General features: G+C 70.9%; 21 protein-coding genes. 13 read left to right on the forward strand and 8 right to left on the reverse strand.

Annotation, left to right across the window (positions count from 1 at the left end; translation table 11 throughout):
- Positions 1-425: 425 nt before the first annotated feature.
- The gene (locus tag AAH979_RS31700; protein WP_346261809.1) at positions 426-2,612 is read right to left on the reverse strand and encodes a HEAT repeat domain-containing protein; all 2,187 of its coding nucleotides are present in this window, start codon (positions 2,610-2,612) and stop codon (positions 426-428) included.
- 393 nt (positions 2,613-3,005) lie between these two features.
- Between AAH979_RS31700 and AAH979_RS31705 the strand changes: the two genes are divergently transcribed.
- Together AAH979_RS31705 and AAH979_RS31710 are read left to right on the forward strand one after the other, a co-directional pair.
- Positions 3,006-3,719: a hypothetical protein gene (locus tag AAH979_RS31705; RefSeq protein ID WP_346261810.1), complete on the forward strand. Its 714-nt coding sequence runs from the start codon at positions 3,006-3,008 to the stop codon at positions 3,717-3,719.
- A gap of 425 nt (positions 3,720-4,144) precedes the next feature.
- Positions 4,145-4,381, forward strand: a complete 237-nt coding sequence (locus AAH979_RS31710) for a preprotein translocase YidC (protein ID WP_346261811.1) — start codon at positions 4,145-4,147, stop codon at positions 4,379-4,381.
- A gap of 68 nt (positions 4,382-4,449) precedes the next feature.
- On the opposite strand, the gene AAH979_RS31715 is transcribed toward AAH979_RS31710, so the two are convergent.
- Entirely contained in the window at positions 4,450-5,247 is a 798-nt protein-coding gene (locus tag AAH979_RS31715) for a nitroreductase family protein (protein ID WP_346261812.1), read from the reverse strand.
- Positions 5,248-5,563: 316 nt separating this feature from the next.
- Here AAH979_RS31715 and AAH979_RS31720 point away from each other — a divergent pair, with 316 nt between their 5' ends.
- The 8 genes from AAH979_RS31720 to AAH979_RS31755 all read left to right on the forward strand — a co-directional run bounded on the left by AAH979_RS31720 (position 5,564) and on the right by AAH979_RS31755 (position 11,411).
- On the forward strand, positions 5,564-5,686 hold the full coding sequence (locus tag AAH979_RS31720; RefSeq protein ID WP_346261813.1) for a hypothetical protein: 123 nt from the start codon (positions 5,564-5,566) through the stop codon (positions 5,684-5,686).
- 169 nt (positions 5,687-5,855) lie between these two features.
- Complete coding sequence (locus tag AAH979_RS31725) at positions 5,856-7,520, forward strand: cellulose binding domain-containing protein (protein ID WP_346261814.1); 1,665 nt, start codon at positions 5,856-5,858, stop codon at positions 7,518-7,520.
- A 123-nt stretch (positions 7,521-7,643) separates the two neighbouring features.
- Positions 7,644-8,042 carry a hypothetical protein gene (locus AAH979_RS31730; protein ID WP_346261815.1) on the forward strand — a complete coding sequence of 133 codons (399 nt, stop codon included), beginning with the start codon at positions 7,644-7,646 and terminating at the stop codon, positions 8,040-8,042.
- 105 nt (positions 8,043-8,147) lie between these two features.
- Complete coding sequence (locus AAH979_RS31735; protein WP_346261816.1) at positions 8,148-8,525, forward strand: DUF2089 domain-containing protein; 378 nt, start codon at positions 8,148-8,150, stop codon at positions 8,523-8,525.
- Positions 8,525-8,782, forward strand: a complete 258-nt coding sequence (locus AAH979_RS31740) for a hypothetical protein (RefSeq protein ID WP_346261859.1) — start codon at positions 8,525-8,527, stop codon at positions 8,780-8,782. Before AAH979_RS31735 ends, AAH979_RS31740 begins: the two co-directional genes overlap by 1 nt.
- A 13-nt stretch (positions 8,783-8,795) precedes the next feature.
- Entirely contained in the window at positions 8,796-9,218 is a 423-nt protein-coding gene (locus AAH979_RS31745; protein WP_346261817.1) for a hypothetical protein, read from the forward strand.
- Positions 9,219-9,678: 460 nt separating this feature from the next.
- A complete protein-coding gene (locus AAH979_RS31750; RefSeq protein WP_346261818.1) occupies positions 9,679-10,626 on the forward strand; it encodes an ATP-binding cassette domain-containing protein in 948 nt (315 codons plus the stop codon).
- A complete protein-coding gene (locus tag AAH979_RS31755) occupies positions 10,626-11,411 on the forward strand; it encodes an ABC transporter permease (protein ID WP_346261819.1) in 786 nt (261 codons plus the stop codon). Before AAH979_RS31750 ends, AAH979_RS31755 begins: the two co-directional genes overlap by 1 nt.
- 120 nt (positions 11,412-11,531) lie before the next feature.
- On the opposite strand, the gene AAH979_RS31760 is transcribed toward AAH979_RS31755, so the two are convergent.
- From AAH979_RS31760 to AAH979_RS31770, 3 genes are all read right to left on the reverse strand, one after another.
- Complete coding sequence (locus AAH979_RS31760; RefSeq protein ID WP_346261820.1) at positions 11,532-12,734, reverse strand: fumarylacetoacetate hydrolase family protein; 1,203 nt, start codon at positions 12,732-12,734, stop codon at positions 11,532-11,534.
- Between the two features lie 407 nt (positions 12,735-13,141).
- On the reverse strand, positions 13,142-13,537 hold the full coding sequence (locus AAH979_RS31765; RefSeq protein WP_346261821.1) for a GntR family transcriptional regulator: 396 nt from the start codon (positions 13,535-13,537) through the stop codon (positions 13,142-13,144).
- Between the two features lie 5 nt (positions 13,538-13,542).
- Positions 13,543-14,364: a hypothetical protein gene (locus AAH979_RS31770; protein ID WP_346261822.1), complete on the reverse strand. Its 822-nt coding sequence runs from the start codon at positions 14,362-14,364 to the stop codon at positions 13,543-13,545.
- Positions 14,365-14,862: 498 nt separating this feature from the next.
- On the opposite strand from AAH979_RS31770, the gene AAH979_RS31775 reads away from it, so the two are divergent.
- Positions 14,863-15,780 (forward strand): ion transporter, encoded by a 918-nt coding sequence (locus tag AAH979_RS31775; RefSeq protein ID WP_346261823.1) that lies wholly within the window; start codon positions 14,863-14,865, stop codon positions 15,778-15,780.
- 56 nt (positions 15,781-15,836) lie between these two features.
- On the opposite strand, the gene AAH979_RS31780 is transcribed toward AAH979_RS31775, so the two are convergent.
- The 3 genes from AAH979_RS31780 to AAH979_RS31790 all read right to left on the reverse strand — a co-directional run bounded on the left by AAH979_RS31780 (position 15,837) and on the right by AAH979_RS31790 (position 19,777).
- Positions 15,837-17,180 carry a hypothetical protein gene (locus AAH979_RS31780; protein WP_346261824.1) on the reverse strand — a complete coding sequence of 448 codons (1,344 nt, stop codon included), beginning with the start codon at positions 17,178-17,180 and terminating at the stop codon, positions 15,837-15,839.
- 88 nt (positions 17,181-17,268) lie between these two features.
- Entirely contained in the window at positions 17,269-18,732 is a 1,464-nt protein-coding gene (locus tag AAH979_RS31785; RefSeq protein ID WP_346261825.1) for an RICIN domain-containing protein, read from the reverse strand.
- A gap of 31 nt (positions 18,733-18,763) precedes the next feature.
- The gene (locus AAH979_RS31790) at positions 18,764-19,777 is read right to left on the reverse strand and encodes a pectinesterase family protein (RefSeq protein ID WP_346261826.1); all 1,014 of its coding nucleotides are present in this window, start codon (positions 19,775-19,777) and stop codon (positions 18,764-18,766) included.
- Between the two features lie 499 nt (positions 19,778-20,276).
- On the opposite strand from AAH979_RS31790, the gene AAH979_RS31795 reads away from it, so the two are divergent.
- Positions 20,277-20,936, forward strand: a complete 660-nt coding sequence (locus AAH979_RS31795) for a M23 family metallopeptidase (protein ID WP_346261827.1) — start codon at positions 20,277-20,279, stop codon at positions 20,934-20,936.
- Between the two features lie 148 nt (positions 20,937-21,084).
- Positions 21,085-23,043 (forward strand): fibronectin type III domain-containing protein, encoded by a 1,959-nt coding sequence (locus AAH979_RS31800; RefSeq protein ID WP_346261828.1) that lies wholly within the window; start codon positions 21,085-21,087, stop codon positions 23,041-23,043.
- Positions 23,044-23,074: the final 31 nt, after the last annotated feature.

Consider the following 23,074-nt stretch of genomic DNA (forward strand, 5'->3'; position numbering starts at 1 on the left):
CGGTCGTGCTGAGCTCACCCACGGTGAGCCGTGGTACAACGTGGTCGACCACCTGCAAGAGCATGGTGCGGCCTGTGGGCGGGCTGGGTGCGGTGAGCGTATGCGCATTTTTCGCATCGACGGGTGGCGCGAACCGGATCTTGAGCATTACTTGAGCTTGTCGTCCCGCCGTGGCCACGCAGACTAATACATGTCCTATCTGGACCTTTCCGTCTTCGCTGCGACCGGAGCCGGATCAGCGGCGGCCCTTGAAGACACTCTTCGGGATGTAGCAAGGGCACCACGGGCCCGACCGGAGCCGCTACCGGGTGCTCGGATCCGCCCTCTCGATCTTGGAGGGTCGGCACACCGTCGCCGTCCGGTGTTTCCACCGCGTGACGGTCGTGCAAATCCGGTGCTTCCGCCCGGTGCCACTGGGCCCGGCGTCAGGTGCGGGCCGGCGACGACCCCTCGATGACCTCGACGACGCGATGGACGGCACGCCGGCACTCCTCGTCGAGCCGCCCGACATTGTCCTCGGCGCCGTAGTAGACCAGGGTGTCGTCCCGGTCGGCCAGGCTGCGGAGCGTCGGCAGCGCCGCCGCCGCGACCGGTCCGAACGCGGCGAGCAGGTCGAGGGCCTGCACCAGGTCCCGCTGGCCGGGCCGGTCGGTGAGGACGGCCAGCGTCGGCTCGACCAGCACCTCCGCCTCGCCGGTGTGTCGCCAGAGTGCCCGGGCGGCCGCGATCCGGGCACCGCGTCGCACGGCCGGGTCGGCGAGCAGGGCGCGCAAGGTGTCGACCCCAGCGGGGTCGCCCAGCTCGGCGGCGAGGTCGGCGGCCTCGCCCCGGGCCTCGGGCCAGCCGGCCCGCAGCACGGCGGTGACCAGCGGGAGCGCGCTGTCGGGTTCCCCGGTCCACCGCCACAGCAACCGGGCGAGCGCGACCTGCCCACTCTGGCCGGTCAGGCTGCTGGCCGGCTCGGCGGCGACGGCGGCGGCGAGCCGGGTCAGCAGGCGCCGGGCCGGCTCACCGACCTCGACGAGCAGGCCGACGGCCCGCCCGACCCAGCCATCGGTCTCAATCTCGTGCACGGCGGTGTCGAGCGCGGGTTCGGGATCGCCGGCCAGCCGCCACACCGCCCGGGCGGCGGCGAACCGGGCCGGACCGTCGCCGCTGGCCGCATGGTCGCGCAGCAGCGGTACGGCCGGCGCGGCGGCGGCACCGACCGCGGCGAGCGTCTCCGCGACCTCGGCCACCGACTGTCCGGCACGAAGCAGGACGGTCAACTCGGGTACGGCGGGCGCGGCGGCCGGGCCCCAGCCGGCGAGGAGTCGGACCAGCCCGACACGTTCGGTGGCGTGCGAGACCGGCCAGGCGCCGTCGGACAGCCGGCCGAGCTGCGCGGCAGGGTCGAACGGCACGTCGGCGGGCACCCGCGCCAGCCGGTGGCGGACCGCGTCGAGCAGACCCGGATCCGCCGGTACTCCGGCCGAGGCGAGCGCGGTCACGGCGTCAGGACCGGCGGTGCCGGCGGCCAGCCTGGCCGGCAACCGGTCGGCGTACCGGGGGTCGCCGATCTCGACCAGGGCGGCGAGCGCCTGACCGGCCGCGAGATCGTCGTCCCGGTCGACCAGCCCGGCCAGCGCGTCGGCGGCGACGGCGGTGGCGTCGCCGGCCCGGCGGAGTCCCCAGACCGCCGCCTCCCGGACCTCGGGGGCGGGGTCGTCGAGCGCGGTCGCCAGCACCTGCACCATCGGCCCGCGCACCGACCGGTACCGGCCGACCAGCCCGCCGCCGCAGCGGGCCGCCTTCTCGCGTACCGCCGGATCGGTCGAGGCGAGCAGTGCGGTGACCACGGCGGGCTGGTCGGCGCGGGCGAGATGGTCGAGCAGGTCCTCGATCGGATCCCAGTTCCACAGGTACGGGCCGACCTCGACGCCGTACGCGTCCTCGTCGCGGTCGAGCCAGGGGTCCCCGTCGGCCCAGCCCGCCCGTACGGCCGCGACCGCCACGTCGCCGGGCCACGGTGCCGGCGCGCGGGCCGCGGCCAGTGCCGCCGCGGCGCGTACGGTGGCCGGCCCGTCCGCGGCGAACGCCTCGGCGAGCAGGCTGGTGGTCGGGTCGAGGGCGGCCGCCGCGATGACCAGCGCTCCCCGGGCGTGGGCGTCGGTCTCGATCGGCCAGCGGCCGTGCAGGGCCGTCAGGATGTCGCCGGCCCGCTCCGGGCACTGCCCGAGCGCGTAGGCGGCGGCCAGCCGGGTCCACGGTTCGGCGGCGGTCAGCAGTGGAAGCAGCCGGTCGACCTGGGCGGTGACCGTGGCGCGGAGTGCGGCCAGCGTCGGCTTGTCCGGGTCGACGATGTCGGCCATGTCGCCGAGCAGGTGCGCGATGCCGCCTGGGTCCGTGGTGCCCGGATCGTCCAGCAGGGCGGCGAGGAACGGCACCGCCGGGGCGGTCGCCGAGCACACGTTGCCCTGGTGCAGGATGCGGGCGCGCAGCTCGTACAGCGACTGGAGCGCGTCCTCCTCGTCGGGACCGGCGACCCGGCGGATCAGGTCGGGCACGTCGCCGGCAGGGCCGTACGCGTGCGCCAGCTCAGTCCACGACACCCGGTCGAGTTCGTCCAGCACGGGGCGACGGTACACACCCTCGGCGTCCCGCGTCGCCGGCGTCCCGTCGTCCAGTCCGCCCTGGCGCTCTGCCCCACCGCGAAGATCGTCAAGACCGGATTGTCGGTACGCTTGACGGGATTGCCGTGGTGCGCCTGGAATCCAGCGCCAAGGAGGCCCCGCCGTTCCCACAAGGGACAGCGGGGCTGACGCGGGACCCGGCCTCCGGTCCGGGCCGGATCCGCGCCCCGAGTCGCCGCCGGGATGGCAGCCCTCCTCGTCCCGCTCCGGGGGCTGCGACGGGCACTGCTGCCACCAGGATCGCCGAGCCGGGTACGGCGCCGCTGTCCACCTCCGCCGGCCGGACCTTGTAACATTGCCGCGTTCTTCAGTCGGCTGCTGAAACGAGACGACATGCGGTGGTTCCGGCGTCTGCTGGGTAGGAGGCAGGTCCAGCACGATCCGGCCCGGCAGGAGGCACTCCTGTCGGACCTTCGACACCGGTTCGGCGCCGGCGCGCAGGTCCGGTTCGCCGACCAGGCCGACGCGGTCATTCGGTTGCTGGACGGCGACGACGGCCTGTTCGTGGCGGCCAGGGTCATCCGGGAGTTCGCCGACGCGGCTCACGCGGACCTTTTCGCCCAGGCCACCGAGCTGTACCGGCATACCGGTCGCCGGCTCGTGGTGGACCGCCGGAACTACCGGCCGCTGTGGCGGGAGGCCGGGCCGCAGTTGCGCTGGCCGCTGCTGGCGCTACCCTGCGGCTTCCACCCGTACGCGCAGGTGGCCGGGGCGGTCACGGTCGTCGGCGCCCGGGCGCCCCGGCTGGTGCGGATGACCGATCCGAGCCCGCTGCTACGACACGTGTTCGAGGTGCTCGATCTCACCGCCGCCGGCTGGGAGTACGGCCGGGTCCGGGCGGACGTCGACGCCGCCGCCTTGGCCAACCGGCTGATATCGACCGCCCAGCAGATCCGCGCGGCCATGGACGACCCACCCCGGCTGCCGCCCCCGGCCCGCGAGCTGATGCGGCGCAACAACAACATCGACGTCTATGACCACACCGGCCGCCGGGTGGTCAGCGCGATCAATCTGGGCGCGGAGATGAGACCAGCCCTGCTGGCCTGAGATCCCCGTCAGCCGGCGAGCCGCCCCGAAGCGTGCCAAGAACCGACCCGAAGCGGGGCAAGAACCGACCCGGAAGCGGGGCAAGCGCTGGCCCAGGCGCGCGCGGAACCGGTCGGCCGAGGCCCGGCTGTCCCCCAGGCTCGTGCCGAGGAGCGATTGCGCCGTCAACGCACGAATGTCCCATTTCGGCCGCCGCCGAGCCCCATGTCTGGCCGGACACCCGGGGTCAGTGGCCACCCCGACCCACGCCGCGCACGCCCCCGGCGCCACCGACCACGATTCCGGCACCATGCGGCTCGACCGACATACATCCGCCGCTGGTGGTGACTCGGAGTCCGCCGTGGGTAAGCGCACCGCGCGGACGGGCCCTCGGTAGGGCAACGGCAGGTGACTGCCGCGTCCGGGAGCGGATCGGGAGGACGGTCATGGGATACCGGGCGCGTCAGGGCGAGCAGCCGGTCGATCCGGACCGCGCCGAGGACGAGGACGGCCAGGCCAGGTTGACACAGGTGGTCGCCGAGACAGAGGTCCCGGCGCCGTCGGGTACGGACGAGAGGCCGGACATCGTGACCGAGGACGACAACTCCGGGGTGGCCGGCGGTGCGTCCGGCGGTAGCGGCGGCAGCTCGGCGACGACCGGGCACCCCGATTCGGTGCATTGAGCCGACGCGCTGAGCGCCACCCGCACCTGTCGCGGTCATCATCGGCCGGCGGCTGTTCCCAGGGCCGGTCAGCGCGACGGCAGGCCCAGGCGTTCCAGGATCTCCCGCAGCCGGTGCCGGCCAGCCATCGACGCCGGCCCACGGAGGCGGTCCAACACCCTGCCGCTCCAGTTGCCGGACAACCCGAAGCGGGCGTTGTACCCGGAGAGGATCTTGTCGTAGGTGGCGATGTGCGCGTCGGCGGTGACGGCGTCGTACTGCTCCCGGTGCAGGACGGCGGCCTGCGGCAACCGCGGCTTGATGTCGGCCTGCTCGGTGGGATCGGGCGCGCCGACGGCCAACCCGAAGGTCGCCACCGCGTGCGGCGGTAGCTTCAGTTCCGCCGCGACCTCGGCGGGCCGGTTGCGGATGGCGCCGACGAACACCGAGCCGAGGCCGAGCGACGCGGCGGCCACCACCGCGTTCTGGGCGGCCAGCGCGGTGTCGACGAAGCCGATGATGGTGGTCTCCAGGTAGTCGGCGGCGGCGACCTCCCGGTCGGCGCGTGCCGCCAACCGGCGGGCCCGGTCGAGGTCGGCGACCCAGACGAGGAAGAGCGGCGCCTGCGCGACGAAGGCCTGGTTGCCGGCGAGCCCGGCCAGCCGGGCCTTGCGCGCGGGGTCGCGCACCGCCACCACGCTCCAGGCTTGGAGGTTGGACGACGTCGGCGCGGATTGTGCCGCCGCGATCAACGCGGTCAGTTCGTCGTCGGTGACCTCGCGCGGCCCGAACTTGCGCACGGAACGGTGTGCGAGTTGCAGGTTGAGCACATCGCTGGCCACCGCGAGAACGGCGGCGGGGTCACCGTAGCGGGCCGCGGCCGTCATCGCGCCGTCACCTCGTCCGCCGATCGCCGGGTCCGGTGCGGGGACGGTTGGCCGGGGCGGACCCGGCGGGCGGGGCGACGGCACCGGGAGGGCCGGGGTGGGCGGGCATCATCTGCGCGATGGTGCCATGCGCGGCCCGGGTGGGCCGATCCGGTGTCCGGATCGTTCTCCCGTTCGGGCGTGTGTGCCGAGGTTCCAGCCGGCTGCTCGACCTGGCCGCCCGTGGCGAGGTGCTCGGCGACAACCTCTACACCACCCCGGCCGGTGCGGCGGCGGTGGCGCGGGCACGATCTGGCTGGTCGGTTCGGCGGAGGACGTGGCGAAGTCGCTGCGCGGGTACCAGCCCCTCGGCGTCACCCAGTTCGCACCCTCCGACACCCCCTACCTGCCGGAGATCACCCGCCAGGGCGACCAGCTCCTATCCCTGCTCCGGAGGTGAGCGCGGACACCTCGGGTGACCATCAGGTGACGGCCGGCGACAAGATCCAGTAGCGGCCGGGCGGCATTGACATGTTTCAGCGTCTTGCTTGAAACTTATCAATGTCGGCATCGGCGATCATCGATTGCTGTCCGCCGAGACCATCACCCCACCCGGAAGGAGAGCCCTAGTGGCCATCACCTCGGGCTGCTCTAAGATCCGCTCGACGGTCGTCACGCTCGCGGTAGCGGCGCTCGCGGTCGTCGGAACGGTAACTGTAGTAGCGAGAACAACCGCCGCCGAGGCCGCCGCCGACGTCGTCGTGGCCGCCTCGACCGTCGAAGACGAGGGCGCCGACTGCCCCGTGCCCGGCTCGGGCTCGTCGACATCCAACTCCAGGCTCCCCGACCCGTTCCGCAAGATGGACGGTACCCGGATCACCAGCAAGGCCGACTGGCGATGCCGCCGGGCGGAGACCCGGGAGCTGGCGGAGCGGCACGTCTACGGCCAGAAGCCGGCGAAGCCGGCCAGCGTCACCGGTACGGTGTCCAGCACCAACATCACGGTGAACGTGTCGGACCAGGGCAGGAGCGCGAGCTTCTCGGCAGGCGTCCAACTGCCGAGTGGCACTGGCCCCTTCCCGGCCGTCGTCGTCGTGGGCGGTTTCGGGGCGGACACCTCGACAATCCGGTCCGCCGGTGTCGCCACCATCAGCTTCGACCCCCTCGCGGTGGGCCGGGAGGGCACCCCCCGGAACAACAAGCAGGGCGCCTTCTACAGCATCTACGGTGCGTCCAGCAGCACCGGGATCCTGATGGCCTGGGCCTGGGGCGTGAGCCGGATCATCGACGTCATCGAGCAGTCCGGCGGCAACATCCTCCGGGCCGACGCGATGGGCGTTACCGGCTGCTCCCGGTACGGCAAGGGCGCGTTCACGATCGGCGTCTTCGACCAGCGCATCGCGCTGACCATGCCGATCGAGTCCGGCAGCGCCGGCGTCGGCGCCTTCCGCTCGATCGCCACGGAGAGCGGAGCCCAGCCGCTGAGCAGCGCCTACTCCGAGCAGCCGTGGCTCGGTGACGCGTTCAGCTCGTTCACCGGCAACCCGAACAGCCTGCCGATCGACACCCACCAGATGGTGGGCATGGTGGCGCCGCGCGGGCTGTTCATCATGGACAACCCGCACGTCGACTGGCTGGGCGCCAGGTCCGGCAGCGTGGCGGCCCTGGGCGGCGCCGAGGTCTACAAGGCGCTCGGTGCGGGTGACAACATCACCTACTGGTCGGACGTCCAGGACGGCACCCACTGCGCCGTCCGGTCCGAGTGGCGCACCCCGCTGCAGCAGTACCTCCAGAAGTTCCTGCTGAAGACGGGCAACGCCGCCGGCACGATGCGGATCTCCAGCCGGAAGGCCGGCAACCTGGCCGAGTGGCGGGACTGGCAGACCCCGACCCTGACCGACGGCCCGGGCACGACGCCCACCACGCCGCCGACCAGTGGGCCGACCACGCCTCCGGTCACCACCCCGCCCACCACGCCGCCGCCGACCACGCCGCCGGTCACCGGCGCCTGCTCGGCGACGGTGTCGCTCAACCAGTGGACGGGTGGCTTCGTCGCCACGGTTCGGGTCACCGCCGGCTCCGCGCCGGTGAACGGCTGGACGGTCTCGGTCACCCTGCCGTCGGGCGCCAGCGTCACCAACGTCTGGAACGCCAACCGCAGCGGGAACACCGGTGCGGTGCAGTTCACCAACGTCAGTTTCAACGGCTCGATCGCCGCCGGCCAGTCGACCGAGTTCGGCTTCCAGGGATCCGGTTCCGGGTCGGGCATGAGTCCGACCTGCTCCGCCGGATAGCCTCCGGCGTCCGGGAGCTTTCCCGCGGGGCCCGGTGCGGCGGCGACGAGCCTCCGCACCGGGCCCCGCCCGATTCCCCTCGTCGGCGGCGACTTCGGCAGTGCCGGGCTGGCCTGTTCCGGCATGGTCTTCCTCAACCTCGCCCGGGTCGACAGCGCGGTCATCCTGAAGGACGCGACGATCGACGACGGACGCGGCCCCGCCCTCACCGGTCGGCCTCCGGGCCCCAGTCTGGTCGCCGCCGGGGTCAACCTCCGGCGGGGCTTCCGGGCCGGTTTCGTCGACCCGTACGGCGCGACCGTCGCCGGTCCGCTCGACCTGACCGGCGCACGACTGTCGCAGCCGGCCGCGACCGCGTTGCCGGTACGGGTCGCGACCGTGGCCGGCGATTTCACCGCCGACACCGACACCGAGGTCGCCGGCACCATGGACCTAACGCCAGCTAAGGGCTGGTCGCCGACGCCTGATCTTCGTGCCGGTGACGCCGCCGGCGGGCTCGCGTATATCGGGCATACCGCCTAAAAGGAGCTGCCGTTGCCGGCGGGCCCCCAGAGGGCGGCCCCCGACTTCAAGAAATTTAAGATCGACATCTTGAAAGTTAAAGACGTGAGGGGTAGAACTTTAGATATGACAGAGCAGGCGATGGGCTGGCAGGAACTCACCAACCTGACCCGGGGTCAGCCGTTCGTCGTCGAGCGGGTGCGCCTGACAGGCAGCGGCGTCGCGATCGAGGGCGAGTTCGAGCTACCCCAACTGGCGCAGCTCAACGTCGAGGATCAGGTCTTCGTCACGGCATTCGTGCGGTGCCACGGTTCCATCAAGGAGATGGAGCGGATCTTCGGGGTGAGCTACCCGACGATCAAGTCACGACTGAACCGGATCATGCAGATGCTCGATTTCGTCGAGACCGATCCGGCGCCGTCGCGGGCCGACATCATCGACCGGTTGCGCCGCGGCGAGATCACCGCGCAGCAGGCATTGTCCGAATTCGAGGGGCGCACGTGATGCCGCAGTTGGTGACCGTTCGGGTCAAACGCTCGGACGGTCGTCGCATCCGGATCTGGGTCCCGATCCTCCCCGTAGTGCTCGTGTTCCTACCGGTCGTGGTCCTGGCCGTACTGGTGGGGGCCGTCGCCTGCCTCGTGTACCGCGTCAGGGTGCTGCGGGCACTCGGCACCAGTTGGCGCGTCGTCGCCGCGTTGCCCGGCATCCGGTTCGACGTCGAGCAGGGCCGCACGGCTGTGCTCGTAACCATCCGATAGGAGAGAGATTCCGATGAACGAACAGCGCAAGGACATCCTCGACATGCTGGCCGAGGGCAAGATCACCGCAGAGGAGGCGGAGCAGCTCATCGCCGCGCTCGAACGGGGCCAGCCGTCGGCGGCGTCGAGTCTCGACGCCCGACCGAAGGGCAGGCCGAAATATCTGCGGGTTGTGGTGGACACCGTTGAGAACGGCGAGCCGGGGCGGATCAACGTGCGGGTGCCGCTGCAACTGCTGCGGGCCGGCGTACGGCTTGCGGCCCTGATCCCGCCGCAGGCACTGGAACGGGCCAACGCCGAACTGAACAAGTCGGGCGTGCCGTTCGACCTGACGCAGCTCAAGCCCGAACAGCTCGAGGCGCTCGTGGAGCAACTCGACGAGATGACCGTGGAGGTCGACCAGCCCGATGCCAAAGTGCGTGTCTTCTGCGAGTAGGCGCCGTCCAGTTGGACGGACCCTCGAGAGGGTGCTGCAACACCCTCCCGAGGTCGTGCCCGATACAGCAGGGCACTGTTGAACTGCAACCCGAAGTCTAGCCGCCAGTCGGCCGGGTCGACATCTCCACCGGGAGCGGCGAGGTCCGCGTCCGGGCGATCGGCGCCTCCGGGGCCATCAAGAACTCCGGCGGATACCCCGGAACCCGCGAGGCCACCGACGACCCGCGGGTGAACTCGGCCAGCGGTGACATTGTCGTCGACGGCGTGCAGGGCGGAGTCCGCGAAGGCCGTATCGGGCTCCGTCCGCCGTCGGCGAGATCGTGCGCGACGAGCTGGACGCGGCGACAGCCCCGGGTAAGGCCGAGGAGACCCGGCGCGCGCAGCCACACCGCGACGGCACCGTCCACCGCTCGCTGCGCGGCGACGCCGAGTAATCCCCGCAACGGAAACGAGGAATCGTGACCCCCATCCCCGCACAGACCGCCATCCACGCAATCGGGCTGCGCAAGTCGTACGGCAAGAAGCTTGTCCTCGACGGCATCGACCTGATCGTCCCGACCGGAACCATCTTCTCGCTGCTAGGCCCGAACGGCGCCGGCAAGACCACCGCGGTGCAGATCCTCACCACGCTGATCGCCGCGGACGCCGGGCGGGTGCACGTGGGCGGCCACGAACTGGCCAAGGACCCGGACGGCGTCCGGTCGACGCTCGCGGTGACCGGGCAATTCTCCGCGGTGGACAACCTGCTCACCGCTCGGGAGAACCTGCGGCTGATGGCCAGGCTGCGCCACATCGGGCGCCGCGAGGGCGGTCGGCGCATCGAGGAGCTGCTGGAGCGGTTCGACCTGGTGGAGGCCGCCAACAAGATGGTTGCCACCTACTCAGGCGGCATGCGGCGCCGACTGGACCTGGCGATGACCCTGGTCGGCAACCCGCGGATCATCTTCCTCGACGAGCCGACCACCGGCCTGGACCCGCGCAGCCGGCGCGGCATGTGGGACATCATCCGCGGCCTCGTGGCCAACGGCGTCACGATCTTCCTCACCACGCAATATCTGGAGGAGGCCGACCAACTCGCCGACCGGATCGCGGTCCTCAACGGCGGCAAGATCGTCGCCGAGGGTACGCCCGCCCAGCTCAAGCGACTGGTGCCGGGTGGTCACATCAGCCTGGAGTTCGGGAGCCCGGACGCTCTGGAGTATGCCGCCCGCACCCTCGGCGAGGTGTCCCGAAACAACGAGGCGCTGACCCTTCAGGTCCCGAGCGACGGCGGCGTCCAGTCGCTGCGCACCCTGCTCGACCAGCTCGACCGAGCAGCCATCCAGGTCGAGGGCCTCACCGTCCACACCCCCGACCTCGACGACGTATTCCTCGCCCTCACCGACAAGACGAAGGTTGCCGCCTGATGAGCACCATGGCCCACTCCCTGGCCGACTCGACGACGATGCTGGGCCGCAACCTCAAGCACGCCCTGCGCTACCCGTCGCTATCGCTGTCGACCGCGCTGATGCCGATCCTGTTCCTGCTGCTGTTCGCCTACGTGTTCGGCGGCGCCATGGGGACCGGCATCGGCGGGGCGAGCCGGAGCGACTACATCAACTACCTCTCCCCCGGGATCATCCTGATGACCGCCGCCGCCGGATGTGTGAGCGCCGCGATCTCCGTCTGCATGGACATGAGCGAGGGCATCGTCGCCCGGTTCCGCACGATGTCCATCTCCCGGGGGTCGTTCCTGACCGGACACGTCGTCGGCAGCATGGTCCAGACGCTGGTCGCCGTCGCGCTGGTCACCGGCGTGGCGCTGCTGATCGGGTTCCGACCCGACGCGACGGCCCCCGAGTGGTTCGCCGCGGCCGGCGTCCTGGTCATGGTCGCCTTCGCGCTGATCTGGCTGTCGGTCGCACTCGGCCTGGCCGCCAAGACGCCGGAGACCGCCAGCAACATGCCGTTGCCCCTGACGCTCCTGCCGATGATCGGCAGCGGCTTCGTACCGGCCGAGTCGATGCCGGGCTGGCTGCAGGCGTTCGCGAAGCACCAGCCGTTCACCCCGATCATCGAGACCCTGCGGGGCCTGCTGATGGGCACGCCGATCGGCAACAGCGCGTGGATCGCCGCCACCTGGTGCGCCGGGATCGCGCTGGTCGGCTACATCTGGTCGCGGATGCTGTTCCGCCGGGACCCATCGAAGTAAACGCACCCCCACATAACGGGCTTCCGCGCCGATCCGGTCTCGGCACCGGCGCGGAGGCCGTTGTGTGGAGCCGCCCGACCGAGCTGGCCCACGCCCAGCATGACGTGCCGGTCCCGGCGTTCAGAGCAGTCCCCTGCGGGCGAGACTGCCCATCAGATCGCGGACCCCGAAGTCCCAGGGGTCGCAGTCCTCGCTGTGCCGGACGCGGTTGACCAGGGTACCGAGCGGAGCCGAACTGATCCTGACCACGTCGTCGACCTTGTGCGTGAACCCCTCCCCCGGGCGGTCCCGGTCCTGGATCGGCGCGAACATGGTGCCGAGCATCAGGACGGCTCCGTCCGGATAGTGGTGGTGGGGGCCGAGCAACTGCCGTACCAGCGCCTCCGGGTCGCGCGACATCCGCGACATGTCCGAGAACCCGTCGAGACGGAAGCCGTCCGCACCCTCGATCTCCAACGCCACCTCGAGCCCGCGTACCCGGTCCAGGTCGAACCGGTCGTCGAAGAGCCGAACGAGCGGGCCGAGCGCGCACGACGCGTTGTTGTCCTTGGCCTTCGGCAGCAGCAGCGCGGACCGGCCTTCGACATCCCGCAGGTTCACGTCGTTACCGAGGGTCGCCCCGACGATCCGGCCGGTCGACGCGACGAGCAGCGCCACCTCCGGCTCGGGGTTGTTCCAGGTCGACGTGCCGAGTACGCCGACCGGCACGGCGGTACCCACGGCGGAGAGGATCTGCCCCTTGGTGAAGATCTCGGCGTCCGGCCCGATCCCCACCTCGAGGTACTGGCTCCAGACTCCCTCGGCGACCAGCAGCTCCTTCAACCGCGCCGCCTCCTCGGAACCCGGGGTCAGATCCTGGAGGTCGGCGCCCACCTCGGCGAGCAGCCGCTGCCGGATCTCCGCCGCAAGCGCCTGGTCGCCCCGGGCCCGCTCCTCGATGACCCGCTCGATCAGCGAGACCGCGAACGTCACCCCGGCGGCCTTGAGCGCCTGGAGGTCGACCGGCGCGAGCAGCCAGGGCCGGCCCCGGTCCCGGGCCGCCCGGCCCGTGTTGGCGAGCAGTTCCGCGAAGCCACCGACCCGCCGGCCGCCGATCCCGGCGACCACCTCGGCGGGTTCCGGCAGCTCACAGATGTCGCGGACGGTGGCGAACTCGGCGCTGACGTCGAAGACCTCACCGTCGCGGACCACCACCGGCGACGGCCCCCCGACGGCCGGATCCCAGATCCGGCCGACCAGGACGCTGTGCTCGGCATCGTCCGGCAACGCCTCGGCGGCGGTTCCGAACCAGTCAGCGGTCGGCTCGGGCGGTGGCAGGGTCACGAGGGTCTCCCAGGGGGGCGAGGGACCGCTCGTCTCGGGGGCGGATGTCGTCGACGGCGTCCCGGAACATGAGCATGGGTGCGGCGTGCAACGATACCTCCCGATCGGCTGAAGATCGAATTCGACGCGACGCCTGACCCGGTGGGGTGCCGACGTCACCCGCCACCGGGACGGGAGCTGGCCGGCGGGGCCGTTGGGTCACGAGTATCACGTCGACCGCGACCGGGTCGAGGCCCGAGAACGGCTCGTTTGTTCAGGGCGGCGTTGATCCGGCCGAGGAGTTCCTTGCGGACGCGGGGGTCGCGGATGGTCACCTTGGTCGTGGGGAACAGCCCGAGGATTTTGTCGGGGTGGAGGCGAAGCCAGCCGCGATCATGCGCTGGGGCAGGCGGTCGGGTGCGGCCATGTCATGCTTCTTTCGGATCGGGTGTGCCGGGGGATACTGCGATGCCCCTGGTCAGCGCCGCTTGGACGATGCGAATGGCCTCGTTGGTGTCGATGCCAATGCTGGCGATGACGGCGGCGTACTCGGCGGCGGCGCGGCTTGCCCGTTCGCGTCCCTTCTCGCCGGCGGCGGACACGAACGAGCCGGCTGGTCCGCGGGTCTCGATCAACCCCGCCTCCTCCAACTCCCGGTAGGCCCGGCCGACCGTGTTGACGGCCAAGCCAAGGTCTGCGGCCAGACGACGGATGGTCGGCAGCCGGGTACCCACGGCCAGCGTGTGGTCCTGGATCTGCCGGGCGAGCTGGGCACGGAGCTGCTCGAACGGCGGGACGGGCGAGGCCGAGTCGATGACGATCATTCGGTTCACCGGGCGCTCATGGCGTGCCGCCCCACCATGCCGCTCCGCGCGGTCCACGCATTTATCAGGGCAAGCGTGATGACGCCCAGGACGATGAAGACAGGCCAGGCAGCGTTCCACCAACCGAGCGCGGTATCGAACACTCCCGACACGACCGGCAGGCACCACACCACAGTTGGCGCGGCGACGTTGCGGGCGTCCTCGACCCGCATGATGACGTCGGCGGTCAGCGAGACCTCGTCGTCTGCCACGACCGGGTGCGTCAGAATATGGCGCAGCTGTACAAACATGCCGACCGCGACCCCGCACAGCCCGATGAGCAGGACGACCGCCGCGTACCTCGCGGTGGAGACCGGCACGGTCAGGGCACTGATCGCCAGCGCCATCGCGCCCGCGAATGTGGTAACCGCGAACGCGGCACGCGGCCAGCCGAGCACGGTACGCCAGCCGAGCCGGACCGGGTGGGCCGCCCGTCGCGGCAACGTCGCGCCGGCCCGCCGGTCGACCCGCCGCACCCACCAGTCCAGCAGCGACTGGGCCAGCACCAACCCGACCACCATCGCCGTCAACACCAGCAGCGACCAGCGCCGATACGACCCCAACCCGTCAACCGTGTCGCCGGTGTAGGTAAGAGCGACCGCGATGATGAACGCGGCCAGCAGGACGGAAGCGGCCAGCCGGGTACGTCGCCGGGCCGCCAGACGCGTCGCCAGCAACGGTGTCGGCCCGACGTCGGCCAGGCCGTGCCCGGCCAACCACACGCCGGCCCGCTCAAGGTCCGCCGGACGCACCGCCGGGTCAACATCCGGCAACGTTTCATTCGGCATGACGCCCCCGATGTCTCAAAGCTTGTCTCAACATAGTGCGTCAAGCTTTGCGACAAGTCAATCCGGACACGAAGCGGCGACACCGATCCTCGTGATTGCACCGGGCAGCCGGTCGTCACGATGGTCCTATGGCGGGGTTTCCGGCGTACTCGGCTCAGCCCCGCATCTGGCGAGTTCGCCGGCAGCCAGCACGATCGCGGCCGGCTGCCGGCGACAGCACTCCGCCGTACCAAAAAGGATGTAGCCGGCTCCCACGGGGGAAGGAGTCGGCTACATCGAATAGGAACCATAGGTCATTACAGCCCGGAGAGCAAAGGCGGCGCGGGCGGGACACCGGGTGGTTCGGCCCGGGGCGTCGGCAAGATCCTCCTCCCCCGGCATCGTCAGAAAGGCCGCGAATTAGGCTGTCCGCCGGCAGGTCCATCCACAGAGGAGTGTGTCGGAGTGTACAAAGCCCGGCCCGCCGCCAGAGCGCGCCTGGCGGCCCGGTGTGACCGGGTGGTCGATGCCGACTGGTTCAACACCGGGTCCTTCGCCCTGATCATCGTCAACGCGATCGTACTCGGCGTCGAGACCTACGACCGCGCGCTCGACCGGGCCGGCGCTGCCCTGCTGGCCGTCGAGTACGTCTGCCTCGCCCTCTTCGTCGTCGAACTGCTCCTGCGGTTCGGTGCGCACCTCACTGCCCCGCACCGGTTCTTCCGCGACGGCTGGAACCTGTTCGACCTACTGATCGTCTGCGCACCGCTGCTGCCCGGCGTACGGGAGAACGTGACCCTGCTGCGCCTGGTCCGGCTCGCCCGGGTGGTGCGGGCGGTACGGCTCTTTCCCGGGCTGCGGGTGGTGATCGGCGGCGTGCTGCGCAGCCTCCCCGGACTGGTCAGCTTCCTGCTGATCGCGACCCTGACCATCTACCTGTACGCCATGGTGGGCTGGATGGCGTTCGGCGACGCCTACCCCGACCGGTACGGCACGGTCGGGCGCGCCATGTTCACGCTCTTCCTCCTGCTCTCCCTGGACGGCATCACCGACGCCTTCGAGGCCGGTCGGGCCGTCTCGGAGTGGAGCGTCCTCTACTACGCCTCGTACATCATCATGGCCTCGTACCTGCTCACCAACCTGCTGGTCGGCATCGTGCTGAAGGCGTTGGAGGACGCCCACCAGGCGGAGCGGCCGGGTGGCCCCGACACGGCGCCCGAGCCGGCGCGGCCGGCGGTCGCGGCGGTGCCGACCGGGCATCGGGCGCCGCCGCCCGGGGCGCCGCCGGACATCGGTGCCCGGCTGCGGGAGTTGCGGACCGCGCTGGACGCCCTGGAAGCCGAGCTGGCCGGCCAGGCGCCGGCCGGCGGGGCGGACCGCCGCCCGGCCGGCCGGCGACCGAAGTCCGGGCGCAGGGCGGCCGGGGCGGGAAAGTGACACCCACGGCGCATGCCGGCGCCGGGCGGCCGCCGGTCCCGGAGCCGGTCGACCGCTCAGGCCCGGTAGGAGCCGTCGAGGAGCCCGTTGACGTACTTCTCGATGTTGGTGTAGCCGGTCCGGTCGAAGTCACCGGAGGCGTCGGCGCCGGAGTTCGGGTCCAGGCCGTACCTGGCCTCCCAGGCGTTCGGCATGCCGTCGCGGTCGGTGTCGGCCGGGGCGGTACCGCCGGGAATCGTGCCGTAGCCGCTGTTGTCCAGGCCGGTCGCGGTCTGCGAGGCCCACAGGTTACCGGCCGTGCCGAGCGAGGCGACGTCGGCGAGCACCAGGTTGTCGACCTGGTCGCGAGGCTGGGCACCGGCCCGGGCCAGCACCTCGGCGTACGCGTCCCCGGCGGGCAACGTCGGGATGCCGGCGGTGGTGCCGGACCACGGCTGGGACATCTCGGTACCCCCGGCGCCGACGTTGAGGGTCGCACCGTTGAGCTGGCCGTCCCGGTTGCTGTCGATGACGTTGCCGCTGTTGTAGACCTCCTGGTTGCGCATCTGGTAATACGCGTTTGACGAGTTCGTGGTGCGCGGCCCGGTGATGAAGTAGTTGCCGACCACGTCGTGCCGGAAGTGCCCGCTGGAGTTCCCGGCGGTGTACGCCGCCTGGTAGTTGTAGACGACGTTGTTGATGTACTGCGTGTTCCCCTTGGCCAGCGGGCAGCGGTTGTGCGCGTTCGCGAACAGGTTGCGATACCAGGTGAACGGCCCGGTCTCGGTGTGCGCCGCGAACTGCTGCCCGATCGGGTTCGCGTTGATCGAGTACTGCATGGTGACGTTCCTGGCCCGGACGGCGCCGATGTTGTTCCACTGGGCGAACTCCACCGACACGTGGTCGAAGATCATGTTGCTCGCGTCGAGCCAGTTCAGGCCGTTGTTCTCGTCGTTCGGGTCGAGGTCGCCCTGCCGGAACCGGAAGTCCCGGACGATCACGTTCGTCGCGCTGTTGAACGAGACCTCGCCGCCCATCACCCCGATGCCGCCACCGGGCGCGGTCTGGCCGGCGATGGTGATGTTGCTCTTGACCAGCACGGTGGAGCTGAGCCGGATGTAGCCGCCGACGTCGAAGACGACGATCCGGTTGCCGGTGCCGACGGCGTCCCGGAACGAGCCGGGGCCGGAGTCGTTGAGGTTTGTCACGTGGTGGACCGAGCCGCCCCGGCCACCGCTGGCCACCGCGCCGACCCCGACCGCGCCGGGGAAGGCGACGACCGGCCCGACGGCCGGCGGCCCGGTGGGAGTGGCAGCCGGCGGGTCCGGCGTCGCCGGCGCGCCGAAGGCCGGGTTCCAGACCGTGCCCAGCGAGGTGGCCGCGAGCAGCCCGGTCGTGAGCAGTACGGTACGACGTTTCATCGCAACTCCAGGTGTGGCGGAATGGCGGATGCGCCGTCCCCACCCCGCGCTCCGGGTCGCGCGGGGCGGGGACGGTGCGCGGGGTGGATCAGGTGCCGATGTTCGCCTGCGGCCCGGCGTAGCTGCGCAGCAGCCCGGGCACGTCGCCGGCCGGGTCGAGGGTGTACGAGTAGAAGCTGCTCGGGTTGAACGCCGAGCCCTTGGCGGTGACCTTGCCGGAGTCCCACGGGCTGTTCACCAGGATGTTGCCCCGGTTGACCAGCTCACCGGCCTCGACGTAGTACGGGTTGCGGCTGTTCTCGAAGTAGCTGTTCTCGATTACCCCCTTGGTCAGGCCCCGGATGTAGTTGCCGTACGACGAGGTGTTCTGGACGTAGTTGTTGTAGAGGTGGCAGTACGCGATGTTGTCCGCGCTCGGGTTGCGGGTCCGGGTGTTCTGGAACCAGTTGTGGTGGATGGTGATCCGGGCGGTGACGTTGTCGGTCCAGCCGATGCCGAAGGTCTTGTTGTTGTCGACCAGGTGGTTCCAGGAGACCGTCAGGTTGGTGGTGTCCTTGCGGCTGTCGATCAGGCCGTCGTTCATCCGGGACAGCCGGTTGTGGTCGATCCAGATCCGGTTCGCGGTGTCCATCTGGATGGCGTCGTAGTCGTACGCGTCGTCGCCCGGGTCGTCGTCCGGCATCAGGGTGTCGCGGATGGTCAGGTTCCGGATGATCACGTTGCTGACCCCGGCACCGAGGAAGAAGCCTCCGCCGACGATGTGTCCGCTGGTGCCCACCCCGATGATGGTCTTGTTCGAGGCGACCCGCAGCTCGGTGCCCTTCGGGCTGATGTTGATGGTGCCGGCCACCCGGATCACGTACGGGGCGCTCGCCGTGACGTACTGGTTGAGCTGCGCCTGCGTGGTGACGGTGACGGTCTGCCCGCCGGCCCCGCCCGTGGTGCCCTGCGCGAAGCCGTCGGCCGTGCTCGGCCAGTTCCGCCCGCCGCCGGTCGGCGTCGGGTTGGGGTTGCCGCCGATCTGCTCGAAGGCCCACTGCATCCGGGCCACGTCCGCGCACGTCTCCTGGACGATCGGATTACCACCCGCCGTCGAACCGTCCCGGTCACTGACGCACAACCCACTCGCCGCACTCGTGACCCGGTACTTCCCCGACGCCGCCGACGACGCCGCGAACGACCACAACTGGTTCACCTTCGTACCGTCGCCACAACCCCACTGCTGCAACTGCACACCCGACGCCGCGGAACCCGACGGCACATCGACACACCGGGTACTGCCGACATTCACCAGGTTGAACCGGCCCGCCGACGACACCACCCGCCACTGCTGACGCGCCGACCCCGAACACGACGCCTGCTGCAACAGCGCACCGTTGTCGACCGAACCGTTCGCGACCTCCAGACACTTGCCCGACGCACCCACTGCCAACGTGTAAACACCGCCGTCGGCGGGCGCCACCGCCGCCTCGGCCGGCAGCACCGACACCGCCACGGCGGCGGCGGGCGCGGCGAGCGCGGCCGCGGCGAGCGCGATCAGTTTCCGTTTCATCGGAGTCCCTTCTCCAGGTGGTGGTGTCTCGTCACATCGGGTTCCAGCCGTCCGAGCCGGCGAGGTAGCGCTGCGGCGTGTAGTCGGCGGCCTGCGAGTCGGAGAGCTGGGGCCGGTTGCTGTGCTGGCCCGCCCCGGGACCGGTGTTGCGGTACTCCAGGAACCGCGCGTTCCGCCAGGCATTCCCGGACATGTCCGTCCACGGCAGAGCGGTCCGGATGGTGGCGCCGAGCGTGCACTCGCGGTACAGCACCTGGGCGTCCGGGCGCCACGGCCGGCCGAGCTGGGTGACGTTGTCGGCCGTTCCGGTGATGGTGGAGCGGTAGAACATGATCCCGTACGTCTTGCCGGCGGCGGTGCTGGCCGCGGTGATCGGCCCGCCGGTGGAGCGCTTCTCGTGGATCGTGCAGTTGTCGAAGACGGCGGTTCCGCCACCGAAGACGAAGTCGACCGTGCCCTCCACATAGCAGCGCTCCAGGTACGCGCGAGCGGAGTCGTTGACCAGGAAGGTGTCCTGGTCACCGAGCAGGCGTACGTCGGTGAGCACCGCCCGGTCGGCGTCGAGGTTCAGCGCCACCGCCTGGTGACCGCTGGTCGCGGAGTTCTCGTCGAAGTCGTTGGCGATGGTCAGGTTGGTCGCGACGAAGTCGTGGCCGTACACGAACGCGGTGGCACTGCCAGAGGTGCCGTGCGTACCGGCCGAGTGGTTGTTGACGATGACGACGCTCGACGGCCCGGACCCGATGCCCTGGAGGGTGAGGTACGGCTTGTTCGCCGGTACCGTGACGACCTCCCGGTAGTGGCCGGCCTTGATGGTGATGACCTGGCGGGTCGGGTTGCCGGCCGGGACGGCGTCGATGGCCGCCTGCACCGTCCGGTAGATGCCGGTGCCGTCGGCCGCCACCGTGGGCCGGGTTCCGCTCGGCGTCGGGTCGGCCGCCCGGGACGGCGGCACCCGCACCGTCACGGCGGCGGACACCGCCAGAGCCGCCGCGACCGCCGCCACCACCACATGCCGGAGCACCGCCGAAGATGGTCGGGACATGGACTGTCCTTTCTGTACGCGGGTTGGGGGGCCGGGTGGGGTGCGACGGCTCACCCGGTCGGGAGCGTCGCCGACAGTGCCGTGTTTGATCTGGTCCGAGGCGGCCCCGGTCGACGGCGGGACGGTCGATGCCGAGGGCCGTACGACGCGTCGGCGGCGCCCTGACTGGTGCCGGGGCTCGACGACGGTCGCCGGGCACGTGGGGTCGCGATCGTGGGGAATCCGACCTGTGGTGATCTTGTCGGCCGTCGTCGTGGGGCTGGGTAGCCGCCGCCGGCCCGGACGAGCGACGAGCTGGTAGAGGGTGGTTGCCCTGCCACCGATCTACCTCGATGCACCTGCGAGGTTATGACACCGCAACAGATTAAGTCAATCGACGAAACTAACCCGCCGACCCATCCCCGAGGCGCCGCCGGCCTGGGAGCCGACGACCTGACGCCGGCCGCTCGCGCCGGCCCCGGAGGCCGGCGGGTTGCCGCCGTCTGCCATCCTCGGGGCGGTGACGACCGGCCAGCCGACCAGACGCCGCCCGCACCGCCGCCCCCGCAGCCGCACCACCCGGATCCTGCTGACGCTCGCCGCCGTCGCATCGGCCGTGGCCGTGCTCGCGGTGGCCGTGGTCGCCGTGTTGCTGCTGCGGCCGCCGGGTCCGCGTCCGCTCTTCCAGATGCCGGTCGCCTGTGGCGAGACCTGGCAACTCGGCACCTATCCCGGGCACGACGACTACGACGTCGACCTCTTCCCGACCGAGGGCGAGGCGTGGGGGCGGCCGGTGCTGGCGTCGTACGCCGGGCGGGTCACGGTGGCCGGGATCAACGGTTCGCTCGGCGGCCGTACCCCGGAGAACCCGGACGGTCCGCGCGGGCGGGGCGGCGGTTACTGGGTGAAGATCGACCACGGCGGCAAGTGGGAGACGCAGTACCTGCACCTGCTCGAACCGCCGCTGGTCCGGGTCGGTCAGCGGGTGGAACAGGGCGAGCAGATCGGGCGGGTCGGCAGCACCGGCAACTCCGGCGCCCCGCACCTGCACTACGAGCAGCGCCAGGGCTGGCAGAAGGTCGAGACGTACTTCGACGGCGAACCCTCCGGGATCACCCACGACGACACCGAATACACGGTCACCCGGACCAGCAACAACTGCGCCGCCGGGCAGCCGTAGCCCGTCCGCCGGGCGCCGCCGGCCCGGAGAGTCACGATAGACAACTTTCTATATTGATGCTCCGGGCATATGCTCGCGGTGCCCTGCCGGCAGCAGCGCGACGCCGGGCCGGCGGACGACCGTCGGATGCTGGCCACGGAGGAACGCGATGCCACGGCGATCCGGAACCCCGCGCTGGGCACTCTGCGCCGTCGTACTGGCGCTGGTGCTGCCGGTGCGGCCCGCCACCGCCGCCCCGGCCGCGCCCGGACTCCCGGGCGGTCGCGACGCCCGACCGCCGACCGCGCCGGCCGGGCTCACCGCGTCCGGGGTGACCGGCACCGGGGTCACCCTGAGCTGGCGCCCGTCCACCGACAACGTGGCGGTGGTGGCCTACGACCTCTACGCCGGGCGGACCCTGGTCCGGTCGGTCCCCGGCACGACCGCGACCGTCGCCGACCTGGTGCCGGGGACGACCTACGCGTTCGTGGTGACCGCGCGGGACGCGGCCGGCAACGTCTCGCCGGCCAGCAACCGGGCGACGGCGACCATCGGCCGGCCCCGGGCGGCCGACTTCGCGGTCTTCGGCTTCAGCCAGTCCGACGTGCACGAGGAGGATCCGCAGGTCTACGAACTGGTCCCCGACGTCACCATCCGGGCCATCGGGAAGTGGTCCACCAGCGGCGACGAGGCGGCCGACTACAACTTCGACCAGATCCGGCGCTACCACGCCAAGGGCATCACCTTCATGGGCAGCGGGACGGCCAGCGTCATCTTCCCGCACGACTTCGCCAGCACCGAGATCTTCGACGACATGTCGACCCGGGACGCCGACAACAACCCGGTGCCGCACGACGAGTTCGGTTTCCCCGATCCGGCCCGCCGGGGCAACATGTTCAACCCGAGGTACCGGAAGTACCTGCTCGACTGGGCCAAGATCCAGATCGACGGCGGGGTGGACGGGATCAACCTCGACGAGGTGAACGCCGGGTTCAGCGGTGGGCAGAAGTACGGCTTCAACGGCAACGAGGGCTTCGACGACCACGCCATCGCCGACTTCAACCGGTACCTGCTGGCGAAGTACCCGGCCTTCACCCCCGCCGACTGGAAGTCCCGGTTCGGCATGACCGACGACAACCTCGTCCGCGCCGACGTACCCGCCGACGACCTGACCGGCAACTTCAACTACCGCGACTACCTGCGGGCCAACGGCTGGAACCTCGACCCGCTCACCGCCGCCAACCCGATGGCCGCCGAGTGGGGGCGGGTGACCGCCAACCGGATGTACGCCGACGACCTGTCGTTCACCGTCAGCTACCTGCGGCGGTACTGGAAGGAGATGGTGGACGAGCTGCGGGCGTACGCCCGGGACACCGCGCACCGCCAACTCCTGGTCAGCTCGAACGGGCTGCTGCCGTACGTCGACTTCAACAGTGTCGGGATGTACCCGTGGAACCCCGACGAGCAGACCCCCGACTTCCGGGGCGCCGACTACGTGCCGGTGGTCGACGGGCACCTCGACGGCGCCACGTCGTTGCAGGCCAACTACCGCTATCTCAAGGAGCGCAACCGCGAGATCGCCGGTGACGTGCCGGTGGCGGTCTTCATCGACTGGCCCAACGACATGATGACCGACTACCAGAACCTGCCGCTTTCGGAGAAGCGGGACTACTGGCAGATCTTCGGCGCCGAGGCGTACGCCAACGGGCTCTTTCCGGCCTTCCACCTCAAGGACACGGTCGGTGGCCCGACGGCCGAGCAGTCCGGGATGCTGGGCTTCTTCCAGACGTACACCAGGTTCTACCACCAGCACCGGGCGCTCTACCGCGACAACGAGCACGGTCCGCAGGGCGTACGGGTCGGGGTGGGTAACGTCGCGGCGAGCCTGCTGGTGCAGCGGGACAGCGGGACGCGGACACTGCACCTGGTCAACCACAACTACGACCGGGGGATCATCCCGCAGACCAGCGTCGACGTGCGGGTGGAGCTGCCGTCCTGCCCCCGGCGGATCGAGCTGGTCTCGCCCGACTTCGCGGGGTCGCGGGTGCCGGCCTGGTCCTGCCGGCAGGGCCGCCTGTCGGTCACGGTCGACCGGCTCGACTACTACGACGTGCTGGTACTGCGCTGATGCCGCCCGACGGCGGTGCGGACCGGACCCG

The organism is Plantactinospora sp. ZYX-F-223, assembly GCF_039649625.1.
Classification (GTDB): Bacteria; Actinomycetota; Actinomycetes; order Mycobacteriales; family Micromonosporaceae; genus Plantactinospora.

Bases quoted from the DNA above. Each gene is read 5' to 3' on its own strand.
- AAH979_RS31705 (WP_346261810.1), top strand. From the start codon at position 3,006: ATGCGGTGGTTCCGGCGTCTGCTGGGTAGGAGGCAGGTCCAGCACGAT.
- AAH979_RS31710 (WP_346261811.1), top strand. From the start codon at position 4,145: ATGGGATACCGGGCGCGTCAGGGCGAGCAGCCGGTCGATCCGGACCGC.
- AAH979_RS31715 (WP_346261812.1), bottom strand. From the start codon at position 5,247: ATGACGGCCGCGGCCCGCTACGGTGACCCCGCCGCCGTTCTCGCGGTG.
- AAH979_RS31730 (WP_346261815.1), top strand. From the start codon at position 7,644: ATGGTCTTCCTCAACCTCGCCCGGGTCGACAGCGCGGTCATCCTGAAG.
- AAH979_RS31735 (WP_346261816.1), top strand. From the start codon at position 8,148: ATGACAGAGCAGGCGATGGGCTGGCAGGAACTCACCAACCTGACCCGG.
- AAH979_RS31740 (WP_346261859.1), top strand. From the start codon at position 8,525: ATGCCGCAGTTGGTGACCGTTCGGGTCAAACGCTCGGACGGTCGTCGC.
- AAH979_RS31745 (WP_346261817.1), top strand. From the start codon at position 8,796: ATGAACGAACAGCGCAAGGACATCCTCGACATGCTGGCCGAGGGCAAG.
- AAH979_RS31755 (WP_346261819.1), top strand. From the start codon at position 10,626: ATGAGCACCATGGCCCACTCCCTGGCCGACTCGACGACGATGCTGGGC.
- AAH979_RS31765 (WP_346261821.1), bottom strand. From the start codon at position 13,537: ATGATCGTCATCGACTCGGCCTCGCCCGTCCCGCCGTTCGAGCAGCTC.
- AAH979_RS31770 (WP_346261822.1), bottom strand. From the start codon at position 14,364: ATGCCGAATGAAACGTTGCCGGATGTTGACCCGGCGGTGCGTCCGGCG.
- AAH979_RS31780 (WP_346261824.1), bottom strand. From the start codon at position 17,180: ATGAAACGTCGTACCGTACTGCTCACGACCGGGCTGCTCGCGGCCACC.
- AAH979_RS31785 (WP_346261825.1), bottom strand. From the start codon at position 18,732: ATGAAACGGAAACTGATCGCGCTCGCCGCGGCCGCGCTCGCCGCGCCC.
- AAH979_RS31790 (WP_346261826.1), bottom strand. From the start codon at position 19,777: ATGTCCCGACCATCTTCGGCGGTGCTCCGGCATGTGGTGGTGGCGGCG.
- AAH979_RS31800 (WP_346261828.1), top strand. From the start codon at position 21,085: ATGCCACGGCGATCCGGAACCCCGCGCTGGGCACTCTGCGCCGTCGTA.